General features: G+C 39.7%; 14 protein-coding genes. 3 read left to right on the top strand and 11 right to left on the bottom strand.

Features of this window, described 5'->3' with window-relative positions; translation table 11 throughout:
• Nucleotides 1-7: 7 nt before the first annotated feature.
• The 10 genes from smpB to ybeY form a co-directional block, all read right to left on the bottom strand.
• Entirely contained in the window at nt 8-475 is a 468-nt protein-coding gene (smpB, locus tag QM374_RS00485) for an SsrA-binding protein SmpB (RefSeq protein ID WP_001051741.1), read from the bottom strand.
• Nucleotides 438-2,780 carry a ribonuclease R gene (rnr, locus tag QM374_RS00480; RefSeq protein WP_414310564.1) on the bottom strand — a complete coding sequence of 781 codons (2,343 nt, stop codon included), beginning with the start codon at nt 2,778-2,780 and terminating at the stop codon, nt 438-440. The genes smpB and rnr overlap by 38 nt, the downstream gene beginning before the upstream one ends.
• 98 nt (nt 2,781-2,878) lie before the next feature.
• Nucleotides 2,879-3,112, bottom strand: coding sequence for a preprotein translocase subunit SecG (gene secG / locus QM374_RS00475; protein WP_000282514.1), 234 nt, complete (start codon nt 3,110-3,112; stop codon nt 2,879-2,881).
• Between the two features lie 39 nt (nt 3,113-3,151).
• The gene (rpmG, locus tag QM374_RS00470; protein ID WP_001809104.1) at nt 3,152-3,301 is read right to left on the bottom strand and encodes a 50S ribosomal protein L33; all 150 of its coding nucleotides are present in this window, start codon (nt 3,299-3,301) and stop codon (nt 3,152-3,154) included.
• On the bottom strand, nt 3,301-4,500 hold the full coding sequence (locus QM374_RS00465) for a multidrug efflux MFS transporter (RefSeq protein WP_414289534.1): 1,200 nt from the start codon (nt 4,498-4,500) through the stop codon (nt 3,301-3,303). Before QM374_RS00465 ends, rpmG begins: the two co-directional genes overlap by 1 nt.
• A complete protein-coding gene (coaE, locus tag QM374_RS00460) occupies nt 4,487-5,092 on the bottom strand; it encodes a dephospho-CoA kinase (protein ID WP_371559154.1) in 606 nt (201 codons plus the stop codon). The genes QM374_RS00465 and coaE overlap by 14 nt, the downstream gene beginning before the upstream one ends.
• Complete coding sequence (gene mutM / locus QM374_RS00455; protein WP_414310563.1) at nt 5,092-5,916, bottom strand: DNA-formamidopyrimidine glycosylase; 825 nt, start codon at nt 5,914-5,916, stop codon at nt 5,092-5,094. Before mutM ends, coaE begins: the two co-directional genes overlap by 1 nt.
• 48 nt (nt 5,917-5,964) lie before the next feature.
• Nucleotides 5,965-6,864: a GTPase Era gene (gene era, locus QM374_RS00450; protein ID WP_045763311.1), complete on the bottom strand. Its 900-nt coding sequence runs from the start codon at nt 6,862-6,864 to the stop codon at nt 5,965-5,967.
• Nucleotides 6,865-6,880: 16 nt separating this feature from the next.
• Nucleotides 6,881-7,276, bottom strand: coding sequence for a diacylglycerol kinase family protein (locus QM374_RS00445; RefSeq protein ID WP_000378151.1), 396 nt, complete (start codon nt 7,274-7,276; stop codon nt 6,881-6,883).
• The gene (gene ybeY / locus QM374_RS00440; RefSeq protein WP_414310562.1) at nt 7,257-7,754 is read right to left on the bottom strand and encodes an rRNA maturation RNase YbeY; all 498 of its coding nucleotides are present in this window, start codon (nt 7,752-7,754) and stop codon (nt 7,257-7,259) included. Before ybeY ends, QM374_RS00445 begins: the two co-directional genes overlap by 20 nt.
• Before the next feature lie 104 nt (nt 7,755-7,858).
• Between ybeY and QM374_RS00435 the strand changes: the two genes are divergently transcribed.
• Nucleotides 7,859-9,514 carry an NFACT family protein gene (locus QM374_RS00435; protein WP_414310561.1) on the top strand — a complete coding sequence of 552 codons (1,656 nt, stop codon included), beginning with the start codon at nt 7,859-7,861 and terminating at the stop codon, nt 9,512-9,514.
• Nucleotides 9,515-9,576: 62 nt separating this feature from the next.
• Nucleotides 9,577-10,434: a YitT family protein gene (locus tag QM374_RS00430; protein ID WP_281334985.1), complete on the top strand. Its 858-nt coding sequence runs from the start codon at nt 9,577-9,579 to the stop codon at nt 10,432-10,434.
• 93 nt (nt 10,435-10,527) lie between these two features.
• On the opposite strand, the gene nox is transcribed toward QM374_RS00430, so the two are convergent.
• Entirely contained in the window at nt 10,528-11,907 is a 1,380-nt protein-coding gene (nox, locus tag QM374_RS00425) for a H2O-forming NADH oxidase (protein WP_414273454.1), read from the bottom strand.
• A gap of 316 nt (nt 11,908-12,223) precedes the next feature.
• Between nox and QM374_RS00420 the strand changes: the two genes are divergently transcribed.
• Nucleotides 12,224-13,138 carry an FAD:protein FMN transferase gene (locus QM374_RS00420; protein WP_414310560.1) on the top strand — a complete coding sequence of 305 codons (915 nt, stop codon included), beginning with the start codon at nt 12,224-12,226 and terminating at the stop codon, nt 13,136-13,138.
• Nucleotides 13,139-13,158 lie beyond the last annotated feature (20 nt).

Below are 13,158 nucleotides of genomic sequence, written 5' to 3'. Positions count from 1 at the left end.
ACTCTTTCTATCGGTGGTTAACAGCTTTCATAACACGCGCAATATCACGATCTTGCTCACGTCGTTTGATAGACTCACGTTTATCGTAATCATGTTTCCCTTTTGCAAGTCCTAAAAGTAACTTGGCATAGCCATCTTTGATATAAACTTTAAGAGGAACCAAGGTCATACCTGTTCCTTTGGTTTCTTGCTCCAATTTCTGGATTTGTTTTTTGTGAAGGAGAAGTTTACGACGACGTTCGGGTTCCTGATTCCAGATATTGCCCTCTTCATAAGGTGCAATATGCACATTGCTCAGCCAAACTTCCCCATTTTTCACTTGGGCAAACCCATCTTTCAGATTGATGCGGGCTGCTCGAACACTCTTAATTTCAGTTCCTGTCAGGACCATTCCTGCTTCTAGCGTATCTACGATTGTATAGTCGTGGTGCGCTTTTTTATTTTGCGCGACGACCTTTCCCTCGCCCTTTGCCATACTTAGCTCCTTTCTTTGCTACTTCCTTATAAAAAGGTTTCTTGCTCTTTTTCTTTTTATCTTTTGGAGAATGCTTGCGCTTATCACTTGAGCGACTAGCTTTTCTCTTGTCTTCTTTCTTATCTGAACGACGACCTCTATCCTTACGACCAGAGCCTTTCAGACCTTTTTCAATCACATCAAATTCACTTGGAATAAAGGAGAAATCGATCTCACCAGTCATCTTATCCGCTCTTTCAACGCGAATGCGAATCTGCTGACCTACACGGAAGGTAATACCTGATTTCTCCCCACGAAGGGTTAAATCACGTTCGTTAAAATGATAAAACTCAGGCAGATTTGTAATGTGAATTAAGCCTTCAACTGTATTTGGCAATTCAACAAAAAGACCAAATTTAACAATACTTGAAACAACTGCATCATACTCTTCACCAACGTACTCTTCCATGTATTCAGCTTTTTTCATGGCTTCGACTTCACGCTCTGCTTCGATAGCACGGCGCTCACGGTTGGAAGACTGGATGGCAATCTCAGGAATAACCTGTTCAAAATGATCTGCTACATCCTTAGAACGTCCATAGTCACGAATCATCCGGTGAACCAAGAGGTCAGGATAACGACGAATTGGGCTGGTAAAGTGAGTGTAGTAGTCTGCAGCTAATCCATAGTGACCGTGATTATGCTCAGAATAACGAGCCTGCTGCATCGAACGCAGAAGCATCATGGACAATACATCCGCATATGGCTCTCCTTCAACAGCACTCATGATATCTTGGAGGGCTTCCTGACTTATCTCACTGGCAGTTCCATAGATTCGTAATCCAAAACTTGAAGCATAATCAATAAATTTCTGAACTTTTTCAGCTTTAGGTTCCTCGTGGATACGATAGATAAAAGGTAGGTCCAGCTTACTAAAGTGCTCGGCAACTGTTTCATTGGCAATCAGCATAAAGGACTCAATCATACGTTCTGCAGTCCCACGATGACGAAGAACAATATCAACTGGCTTCCCTTTTTTATCTACTAAAATCTTAGCTTCATTGGTATCAAAATTTAAAGCACCACGCTTAATTCGCATACTTTCCAAAGTCTCATGGAGCTTGGCCATAAGTTCGATACTAGGAACGATTTTCTTATAGTCTTGTCTCTTCTCCTCATCACCTGCTAGGATGTCATTGACATCACTATAAGTCATACGGAAACTTGTCTTGATAACAGTCTGAGTAATTGTGTAATTACGAACACGACCATTTTTGTCAATTTCCATAATAGCAGACTGGGTCAAGCGGTCCACTTGAGGATTGAGGGAACAAATACCATTTGAAAGGCGTTCTGGTAGCATTGGAACTACACGGTCTGTCACATAGACAGAGGTCGCACGATTGAGAGCTTCCTTGTCAAGAGCAAAACCCTCTGTCACATAGTAGGAGACATCGGCAATGTGAACTCCTAGTTCGATATTTCCATTTATCAATGGTTTGATATGAACAGCGTCATCCAAGTCCTTGGCATCAGCTCCATCAATCGTAAAGGTAATTTCATCTCTTAAGTCCAGACGACCTTCCATATCCTTCTCAGATGGCGCATCAGGAACCTTTTCTGCTTCTTTAAGAACATCCTCTGGAAACTCAGATACAATATCCATAGATTCCAAGACCTCAAGGACATCAATCCCTGCATCCGTTGAATGTCCGACAACATCTAAGACACTAGCGACAAAGAAATCGTGTTTCTTACTTGGGTACTTATCGATAAAGACCTTGAGTACTTCTGTCCCTTCTAGTTTGAGAGATGGCTTTTTCACATAAATCGGTTGACTTATTTTTTGGTTTTTAGAACGGATATAACCTGCATACTTTGGTTTCTCTTCATCGAGAATAATTTGCCCAACAACTGTCGTTAGACTGTGCTCTAGGATGTCGACAATCTTTGCTTCTGCTGCAGTTCCTTTGTTACGGTCAGCAACTTTCTTAATGACAACTTCAACAGTATCACCATCTATGGCATAGTTAACATCACTTTTTCCAACAAAAAGATCGTCTTCTTCACCTTCAAGACTCACAAAACCGAACCCATTTTTATGCGCATGGAAAATTCCTTTTAGGGTAATCTCATGTTTTTTCTTCTGTTCTAGGGTTAAACTACCATCTTCTTCAAAGCGAATCTGGTGCTTACGTTCCATCAAGGAAAGAGTTTTGATTAACTCACGGAAGTCCTTCGAACCATCCTTCCCGAGAGCACTGGCCAAGTCATTGACTGTGACTCGTCCCTTTTCTTGTATATATTCTTTTATTCTATCTTTCATGTTTTCTTTCTAGATTTATAATATTTTCTTTTTGGTGTAAAACCTTATTTCTTTTAAAAATAAAAATAGGCAAAGACCTAGTCCCGCCCATTATTTTCTTATCTACTTGATAATACCGTCAATGCTAAGGCAATGGCTAGCCAGAAAAAGACTAAAATTCCTGTCAAACGTTGCATCACAGCTTCAAAACCGCGCGCTTTGCTACGTTCAAACAAATCACCTGCACTGGCATCAAATACATTGCTAGATTGGTTTTTGGTTGGTTGCATGAAAATCGCAATCACAATCACAACAGATAATACTAATAAAATGGTTAATAATAGGTTATACATATCAAACTCCTTAAAATCCCTATTATTCTACCATAATTTCTACTTAGATTCAAGATGTAGAGTCACTTTTCTTTCTTTAGGGCAATACTTTAAGACCTCAATCTTGTCTGGATGGGTTTTGGAGTTCTTACTGGTTAGATAATTGATGCTGCCACAAGAGGAGCATTTGAGATTGATTTTTACTCGCACTAGATTTCCTTCACTTTTAATAATGTTCTAAATTGGATAAGATTAAATAAACAACTGAGAGCTACACAAAGAGCTGTTGCATAAAATACTGAGTGATAGCCAAATTGTCCCGCTACTGCTGATCCTGCTAAGGGACCTATCACTCCTCCTAGATAAAAGAAGACTTGATTAAAGGCAAATACCCTTGAAATGCCAACTTTAGGAGTCATTTTGCTTAGGAGAGCATTGACACCAGGGATCAGAGCTCCTGTTCCCAGACCAAATAGAAAACGATAGAAGCCTAATTGGAATGGGCTAGTCGCATTTGCACATAATAGATATATAAAAACTGAATATACCTGAGCTAGGACAAGTAGTCGATGATTGCCCACTTTATCACCTAATTTACCCATGATACCTGCACTCATCATACTTGAAAATCCCATACTGGATACAATCAAGCCAGAGACAAAAAGAAGGTTCTCTTTCTGTCCCAGATCTCGTACATACAGGGCAAGGATAGGACCGATAGATTGGGCAGCAAATTGAATCACAAAGCTAGTTAGAAATAAATTTATCAGGAGAAAAGGATATTTAACAGAAGTAAAGAGCTCTTTTGTAGGGAGTGCTTTTTCTTTTGGCACTGGTTGAAAGTTTTCTTTGATAAAAAGAATGGTTAAGATAGCAGCTAAGAACAGGAAACCACCAACCAATAAAAAGACATTTCGAATGCCAAAAATTTCGGCAATGAAACCACCGACAAAGGGACCAGTCAAAGTTCCAGCGACAACACCAGTTGATAAAGTCCCTAGAGCGTATCCCGACCTATCTTTGGGGACTTGACTAGCAATTAAAGCTGTCGCATTAGGTACAAATCCTGTAAAAACACCATTAAGAAAGCGTAAGAACAAGAGCCAGAAAACGTTTGGAACAAAGGCCAGACCACCCATAGTAATAGTCATGGCTAGCCCTGCACGAATCATCATGGGTTTTCGACCATACTTGTCTGCTAAGATACCCCAAATTGGTGATACAAAGGCTGCAGAAATGGCTGAGACTGATATAGCTAAACCTGAATAAAAGGCAACTTGATCTCCTTCAATTCCTAACTGTTCGACAAAAATAGGCATGAAAGGAACAACGAGAGAAATGCTGGCTCCTGTTAAAAAGCAACCAAACCAAGCAATACGAAGATTATCCTTCCAGCTAATCTCTTGCATGGGCATCGCCTCCTTCAAGTAAGGTCACTACTTGACTCAAAAGCTGCTCTCGACTGCCGTTATTGTCTAATATATAAGTAGCAAATTTCTTCTTTTCTTCTAAAGGCCACTGTGAAGCTAAACGAGTTTCAGCTGACTCTTTGGATAACTGATCACGGTTCATTAAGCGATCCAGCTGGGTATCTCGGCTTACATAAACTAGCCAAGTTTCATCGAACCATGAAGCATAGTCCTGTTCAAAAAGCAATGGAATATCCATGAAAAACACGTCCTCAGTCTGAGATAACTTGTCTCTCAAAGAGCCCAATTCTTCACGGATGATTTGTCCTTGAGTTTCTTTAGACCATTCTCTATCCTCAGAGTTAGAAAAGATAAGACTGGCTAGTAATGGACGATTCAGTTCCCCATCTTCTAGAAGGACTTTTTCACCGAAATGCTCTACTAAAATCTGAAAAAGTCGTCCACCAGGTTTTTGAAGTTGGTGGACAAGAGCATCCGCATCTACCACTTCAAACCCTTTTTGTCTTAGAAAATTTGTGACGGTGGACTTCCCAGATGCAATACCACCAGTGATTCCGATAATTTTTCTCATCACTTTCTCCTTTGACATTTTGGACAAAAATGGGTTCCACGACCACCGAGTTGAATTTTTTCGATAATGGATCCACAACGTGAACAAGCTTGTCCAGCTTTATCATAGACTTGATGAAAGTCTTGCATGGTCCCATCTTCGCCAAATGCATTGGTATAGGTGCGAATGGTTGAACCGCCTTTCTCAACAGCCTGCCCCAAAACTTCAATGGTTTGATCATGGACTTTTCTAGCCTCTTGGGCGCTTAAACTTTTAGAAGTTCTAGAAGGATGAACTTTCGCTCTCCAGAGAACTTCATCCACGTAGATATTCCCCAATCCAGCAACCAAAGTCTGATCGAGAAGATGTGATTTGATAGGCTTTTTAGATTTCTTCAAGGCACCTCTAAAAATCTCTAAGTCAAAATCTTGTTCAGTAGGTTCTGGTCCAAGCTTTTTAGATACAAAGTAAGCATCTAAGAGTTCAGGAGCAAGCAATTCCATAGTGCCAAACTTGCGTACATCCTCGTAGACTAGAGTGCCTCCATCTTCAAAATGAATCAAAACATGGGCATGCTTACGTTCAGGGGCTTGACCTGGATAATAAAAATACTTGCCTTCCATCCGTAGATGAGAAATCAAGACCTTATCTGTCAGGAAGAAAAGTAAATACTTGCCACGGCGCCCCATCGATTGAATCTCTTGACCAGGCAATTCTTTCTGAAACTGATCCAAATCTGTCTTAATCAACTTAGGATAACGAATGTCAAGACTAGCAATCTTCTTCCCTAGAATCAGTTTTTCAAGACCTCGTCGAACCGTTTCGACCTCAGGTAATTCAGGCATAACTCCTCCTTCTCTAAAAACAAGAAGCAGGCTACTGCCCACCTCTTCTTAATATTCTTTTTCATTATAGCCAAAGTCAGCCAAATCTAGCTTCTTATCTCGCCAGTTTTTCTTAACCTTGACCCAAGTTTCTAGGAAAACCTTGTCCCCTAGCATAAGCTCGATATCACGACGGGCCATAGTCCCAATTTTCTTGAGCATGGCACCACCTTTACCGATGACAATCCCTTTTTGGCTATCACGTTCGACCATGATAGTTGCTCGAATATGAACCTTGTCTGTATCCTCGTCTCTTTTCATTGAGTCCACCACTACTGCAACTGAGTGTGGAATTTCTTCACGAGTTAAGTGTAAGACCTTTTCACGAATCATCTCAGAAACCAAGAATCGTTCTGGATGGTCAGTAATTTGATCCGCAGGGAAATATTGGAAACCTTCCTCAAGATTTTCACTGAGAATATCGACTAGACGAGAAACGTTATTTCCCTGAAGGGCTGAAATAGGAACAATTTCCTTGAAATCCATCTGATTACGGAAATCATCGATTTGAGCCAAGAGCTGGTCTGGATGAACCTTGTCAATCTTATTGACCACCAAAATTACAGGAACTTTAGCAGCTTTAAGACGTTCGATAATCATATCGTCGCCCTTCCCACGTGGTTCATCAGCAGGCACCATGAAAAGTACGGTATCCACTTCACGAAGTGTGCTATAGGCAGACTCCACCATAAAATCTCCAAGAGCCGTCTTAGGCTTGTGAATACCAGGTGTATCGATAAAGACAATTTGTTCCTTATCAGTGGTGTAAATCCCCATGATTTTATTGCGCGTTGTCTGCGCCTTATCACTCATGATGGCGATCTTTTGCCCCATGACATGATTCAAAAAAGTTGACTTCCCTACATTTGGACGTCCTAAAATGGCTACAAAGCCTGATTTAAATGTCATAATTTCCTCTTACTGTTTAAAATAATAAATCCCAAATCCGTGGGAGAAAGATGAGTGCACCTGTCAAAGCGGCAAAAAGAGAAACCACAAGCACGGCACCAGCTGCCATGTCTTTAGCTTTCTTTGCCAACATAGAAAAGTGATAGTGACTAGCCAAATCTACTACATTTTCAATAGCTGAATTAATAATCTCAAAAGCTACTACCATGAAAATGCTTAAAAGTAGAAATAACCATTCGATTCGTGACACCTGAAAAACAAAACCTGCAAGGACAACTATTAGAGCCGTCACTGCATGCTTTCTCATATTACGTTCTTCCTTAATCGCAGTAAAAATCCCTGTAATGGCAAATTCTAAACTGGAGATTAGGTCACGATTTTTCCATTTTCGTTTATTGTCTTGTGAGTCCATAGGCTGTCAAAATTTCTTCTTGTAAACCGAACATCTCCGCTTCTTCCTCGGGAGTGTAGTGATCATAGCCGTTAATGTGTAAAAAGCCGTGCACTGCCAAGAAGCCCATTTCACGTTCAAAACTATGACCGTACTCCTCAGCTTGCTCATGTGCCTTATCAATGGAAATGAAAAGCTCACCGATATAAGCATCAAATTCTGACATCACATCTGCCAAGTCGGGATCATTTTCCAGATCTTCCTCATCAAAGGCAATCTCTAACTCCGGCTTGTATTCAAGACTGATGACATCTGTTGGACGATCGGTATCACGAAACTCTAGATTGAGTTCATGGCTTCGTTCGTTGGTCACAAATGTGACCGCCATTTCCTTGTCTTCTTTTCCAATTTTTTTTGCAGCAAATTCTAAAATTTCCTGTGTTTGTTCTAAAATTTCTTTTGAAACTTGTCCAGTTTCATCTACCATTTCAATATACATGTGCTTCTCGATTCTCTTTACTTGGCTTTATTATATCACATTTCTATGATTTTATTCTACCTTTTTGATATAATACTATGGAATACATTCACGAGGAGAGAACCATGTCATTTGATGGATTTTTTTTACACCACATGGTTGAGGAATTGCGAACTGAACTACTAAATGGTCGCATCCAAAAGATTAATCAACCCTTTGACCAAGAATTGGTCCTGCAAATCCGTAGCAATCGTAAAAGTCATCGTTTGCTCCTGTCTGCCCACCCAGTTTTTGGTCGCATCCAGTTAACAGAGTCTACCTTTGAAAATCCTGCTCAGCCATCTACTTTTATTATGGTATTGAGAAAGTACCTTCAAGGAGCAGTTATTGAGTCAATCGAACAAATCGAAAACGACCGTATTGTGGAAATCACAGTTTCCAATAAAAACGAGATTGGAGACCATATCCAGGCCACACTCATCATCGAAATTATGGGGAAACACAGCAATATTCTCCTTGTAGATAAGTCTAGTCACAAAATCCTTGAAGTTATCAAGCATATCGGTTTCTCTCAAAATAGCTACCGTACCTTATTACCAGGTGCTACTTATATCGCTCCTCCAAGTACAGAGTCTCTGAATCCTTTTATGGTCAAGGACGAAAAACTCTTTGAGATTCTACAAACCCAAGAGTTAACTGCTAAAAACCTTCAAAACCTCTTTCAAGGTTTGGGAAAAGATACAGCAACCGAGTTAGAAAGACAACTGCTTAATGATAAACTAGCCACTTTCCGGAACTTCTTTGGACAAGAAACCGAACCTTGCCTAACAGATAAATCCTTTTCTTGTGTGCCTTTTTCTAGTAAAACAGCGGAGAATTTTGACAGTCTTTCACAATTACTTGATATCTATTATAAGGATAAAGCCGAACGTGATCGTGTCAAACAGCAGGCTAGCGAACTCATACGTCGCGTCGAAAACGAACTACAAAAGAATCGTCAAAAACTAAAGAAACAGGAAAAAGAACTTCTGGCTACCGAAAATGCAGAAGAATTTCGTCAAAAAGGTGAGTTACTAACCACTTTCCTTCATCAAGTTCCCAATGATCAAGATCAAGTCATTTTAGAAAACTACTACACCAACCAGCCTATCACGATTGCACTTGATAAGGCTTTAACTCCAAACCAAAATGCTCAACGCTACTTCAAACGCTATCAGAAATTAAAAGAAGCTGTTAAATACTTGACTGACCTGATTGAAGAAACCAAGGCAACCATTCTCTATCTAGAAAGTGTCGAAACTGTCCTCAATCAAGCCGGACTCGATGAAATTGCTGAAATTCGTGAAGAATTGATCCAAACAGGATTTATCCGTAGAAAACAACGCGAGAAAATCCAGAAACGTCAAAAACCTGAGCAGTATCTAGCTAGTGATGGAAAAACGATCATCTACGTGGGGCGCAATAACCTACAAAACGAGGAATTGACCTTTAAAATGGCCCGTAAAGAAGAACTCTGGTTCCACGCTAAGGACATCCCTGGAAGTCATGTTGTTATCTCAGGCAATCTCAATCCTACTGATGAGATTAAAACAGACGCAGCAGAACTTGCAGCCTACTTCTCTAAGGGACGTCTCTCAAACCTCGTTCAGGTGGATATGATTGAGGTCAAAAAACTCAACAAACCAACTGGTGGAAAACCTGGTTTTGTCACCTATACTGGGCAAAAGACCCTCCGTGTTACACCCGCCCCTGAAAAAATTCAGTCCATGAAAATCAAATAAAGTCTTGTATACTGGTGGGCTGTTACTGCTATAGACTCAAATTAAAATGGGAGGTGCGTTCAATGCTACGGCATATCAAATCTATTTTAACCATTATATTCGGAGCTGCCATTTATGCCTTCGGACTCACGTATTTTGTTGTGCCCCACCACTTATTCGAGGGTGGAGCAACGGGAATCACCTTGATTACCTATTATCTCTTTAACATCCCTATCTCCGTGATGAACCTCATCATCAATATCCCATTATTTATTCTAGCCTGGAAAATATTTGGTGCAAAGACCCTATACAGCAGCCTGCTTGGTACTATTTCCTTATCCATTTGGCTAGCAATCTTTGAGAAGATTCCTCTCAACTTTAATCTTGAAGGAGATCTGGTCATCGTTGCTTTAGTTGCGGGTGTTCTTTTGGGACTTGGTCTAGGTATTATCTTCAATGCTGGTGGTACCACTGGAGGAACAGATATCGTCGCTCGAATCCTGAACAAGTACACCAATATCTCCGTAGGGAAATTACTCTTTGCACTAGACTTCCTCATCTTAATGCTCATTTTAATTATCTTCCAAGACCTTCGTCTCGTTACTTATACACTTCTATTTGACTTCATCGTCTCTAGAGTTATTGACTTGATTGGTGAAGGCGGATATGCTGGAAAAGGTTTTATGATTATCACTCAAAAGCCTATGGAAGTGGCAGATAAAATCAATGAAGAGTTAGGTCGAGGTGTCACCTTCATATCTGGACAAGGTTACTACAGTCAAAAAGATTTAAAAATTATCTACTGTATCGTAGCAAGAAATGAAATGATTAAGATGAAAGAATTGATTCATACGATTGATCCTAAAGCCTTTATCACCATCACTGAAGCTCACGAAATTCTTGGAGAAGGCTTCACCTTTGTAAAAGAAGAAACTTCCTAACACATAGACAACAAAAATAGTAACTTCGAATTTGAAGTTACTATTTTTTTGATGATAAAAACGGAAGAAACAAATCTTCCGTTTTACAAATCATTATTTTTCAGCTGTAAGTGCAGCCATTGTGATGTAGTTGTATGGTTTGTTGAAGTGTGGCAAGAAGAATAGGTCTGTCAAGGCCAATTTTTCAATTGTAACATGTTCTTGGATAGCAAGTGAGAACATGTGAATTCCCATAGCAATTCCAGGATCACGTGATACCATTTGAGCACCAAGGATTTCACGGCTATCTTTGTCGAAGACAATCTTGATAGCTACTTCATGGTTGTCATGTTTCATAAATTCTGGTTTTTGAAGATCGTTGAAGCCAGTTTCAGTTGCATTGTAGCCTGCAGCTTTTGCTTTTTCAAGAGTCAAACCAGTTGAAACCATGTGAAGACCGTAGATAGAGATACCGTTTGATCCTTGAACACCGATTCCTTCAAGCTCATGTCCACAAGCATTGTAAGCACCAACGATACCAGTACGTACAGCGTTTGATGCAAGAGCGATGTAGCTAGTGTCTTTACGAGCGTTGTCATAAACAGTTGCACAGTCACCCACAGCGAACACACCTGGAAGTGAAGTTTCTTGTTTCTTGTTAACAAGGAAAGCACCGTTGCGGAAGAGTTCAATCTTACCATCAGCAAGAGCTGTGTTAGGACGGAAACCAACTGCAAGGATAACCATATCAACGTCAAAGCTTTCTTTGTCAGTGATCAAGCGTTCAACTTTACCGTCACCTTCGATAGCTTTAACAGTTTGTCCAAGTGCCAAGCGGATGTTGTGGTCTTCCAAGTTCTTAGCCATCAATTGCGTGAAGTCTTTATCGTAGTAACCGTTTAAGACTGTGTCTACGATATCAACAAGGACAACTTCTTTTCCAAGACGTTCGAATGCTTCAGCAAGCTCAACACCGATGTATCCACCACCGACAACAGCGATACGTTCAAGATGTTTGCTCTTGTCAGCAAGTTTGTTGATCACTTCTTCAGCATTTTGGTACAATTTAACGAATTGAACATTTTCAAGAGTTGCTTTGAATTCGCGGTTACCTTTAACAATTTCAACACCTTCGATTGGTGGCAAGATTGGTGTAGAACCAGTTGCAAAGATCAATTTTTCGTATGATTCTTTGTGTTCTTTTCCGTCAACTTCTGCAGTAACAACTTTGTTGTCATAGTCGATTGAAAGAACTGGTGAGTTCATGTAAACTTTAGCACCCTTTGCTTCCAATTTTTCTTTATCTGAGTAGAAGAGACCTTCTGGACCATCGATTTGCTCACCAATCCATAGAGCCATTCCACATCCTAGGAATGAAATGTTTGAGTTTTGGTCAAAAACAACGATTTCATTTTCACTTCCAAAATTGTCCAACATAGTGTTGATACAAGCTGTTCCAGCGTGGTTAGCACCCACGACTACGATTTTACTCATAAGATAATTCCTACCTTTAATTTTTTTTACCTTTCCAGTATATCATTTTCTGTGAGCGTTTACAAGCTTTTTACTTGTTTTCCCTTATTTTCGAAAATACTAGAAACATGTATTAATTTATTTTCAGTGTTTTCAAATTAAATTTTAAGGAAATATAGTTTTTTTGAGCATATTTCTTGACTTTTTGTAAAAAATAATTTGTGAAAACGCTAACTTTATGATATTCTATTTATATGGAAATGAAATATAAATCTTCAGATTGCTTTCATATCTGGATTTACAACTATTTCCAATTGATTTGAAGGGAGTTGATTTTTTGCCTTTCAGTTCATTATCTGAACGGTTAATGGGAACTACGATTACTATTTCCTTGGTACATGAACAAGCGGATAATCTTCTCCGTCAAGCTTTTAATTTGCTCAAGGAACTTGAATTTCGATTTAATGCGAATAGCACCGAATCGGAATTGATGGAAATTAACTATCAGGCGGGAATTGCCCCAGTTAAGGTCCACCCTGATTTGTTTGAACTGATTTCCTTAGGTTTAGACCATAGTCTAGCCTCTGGAAGCAATCTCAATATCAGCATCGGTCCCTTGGTACAAACCTGGCGTATTGGTTTTTCCGATGCAAAAGTTGCTAGTCCTGAAGAAATTTCTTCGGTTTTACCATTGATAGATCCCCGTTTTATCAAACTTGATTCAATTGCTTCTACTGCTTTCTTAGAAAAGAAAGGAATGAAAATTGATTTAGGTTGTCTAGCAAAGGGCTATAGCGCAGATAAGGTTGCTACTTTTTTAAAAGAAAATGGTGTCACTTCTGCTCTTATCAATCTTGGAGGAAACATCCTCACCATCGGAAACAACCAAGCCAAAAATGGTCAACCCTGGCAAATTGGTATTCAAGACCCTAATCATCCACGTGGTAATCACCTGATGACCTTATCTATTACTGGAAAATCTGTTGTTACATCTGGAATTTATGAACGGCATCTTGAAATTGATGGAAAGGATTATCATCACATTTTCGATAGTGAAACTGGCTATCCTATTGAAACGGATTTGGCTAGTTTAACGATTATATCTGACCGCTCAGTTGATGGTGAGATATGGACCACACGATTGTTTGGCCAACGTAGCGCTTCTATCATGTGGCAAATCGAAAATATCGATGGAATCGAAGCCATCCTTATTGATAAAGATGGACATATCGCTTGTTCATCCGGTATCTAAAGATAAATAATAAATAATGC

The sequence above is a fragment of the Streptococcus infantis genome, assembly GCF_047465525.1.
Taxonomy (GTDB): Bacteria; Bacillota; Bacilli; order Lactobacillales; family Streptococcaceae; genus Streptococcus; species Streptococcus infantis_R.
The sequence above is the reverse complement of the archived record's forward strand: the minus strand, read 5'-3'. Positions and strand labels throughout refer to the sequence as shown.

What these genes read in the sequence shown, in the direction of transcription:
- coaE (WP_371559154.1), bottom strand. Translation starts at nt 5,092, where the DNA reads ATGAGAAAAATTATCGGAATCACTGGTGGTATTGCATCTGGGAAGTCC.
- smpB (WP_001051741.1), bottom strand. Translation starts at nt 475, where the DNA reads ATGGCAAAGGGCGAGGGAAAGGTCGTCGCGCAAAATAAAAAAGCGCAC.
- mutM (WP_414310563.1), bottom strand. Translation starts at nt 5,916, where the DNA reads ATGCCTGAATTACCTGAGGTCGAAACGGTTCGACGAGGTCTTGAAAAA.
- ybeY (WP_414310562.1), bottom strand. Translation starts at nt 7,754, where the DNA reads ATGTATATTGAAATGGTAGATGAAACTGGACAAGTTTCAAAAGAAATT.
- QM374_RS00430 (WP_281334985.1), top strand. Translation starts at nt 9,577, where the DNA reads ATGCTACGGCATATCAAATCTATTTTAACCATTATATTCGGAGCTGCC.
- secG (WP_000282514.1), bottom strand. Translation starts at nt 3,112, where the DNA reads ATGTATAACCTATTATTAACCATTTTATTAGTATTATCTGTTGTGATT.
- QM374_RS00445 (WP_000378151.1), bottom strand. Translation starts at nt 7,276, where the DNA reads ATGGACTCACAAGACAATAAACGAAAATGGAAAAATCGTGACCTAATC.
- era (WP_045763311.1), bottom strand. Translation starts at nt 6,864, where the DNA reads ATGACATTTAAATCAGGCTTTGTAGCCATTTTAGGACGTCCAAATGTA.
- QM374_RS00435 (WP_414310561.1), top strand. Translation starts at nt 7,859, where the DNA reads ATGTCATTTGATGGATTTTTTTTACACCACATGGTTGAGGAATTGCGA.
- nox (WP_414273454.1), bottom strand. Translation starts at nt 11,907, where the DNA reads ATGAGTAAAATCGTAGTCGTGGGTGCTAACCACGCTGGAACAGCTTGT.
- QM374_RS00465 (WP_414289534.1), bottom strand. Translation starts at nt 4,500, where the DNA reads ATGCAAGAGATTAGCTGGAAGGATAATCTTCGTATTGCTTGGTTTGGT.
- rnr (WP_414310564.1), bottom strand. Translation starts at nt 2,780, where the DNA reads ATGAAAGATAGAATAAAAGAATATATACAAGAAAAGGGACGAGTCACA.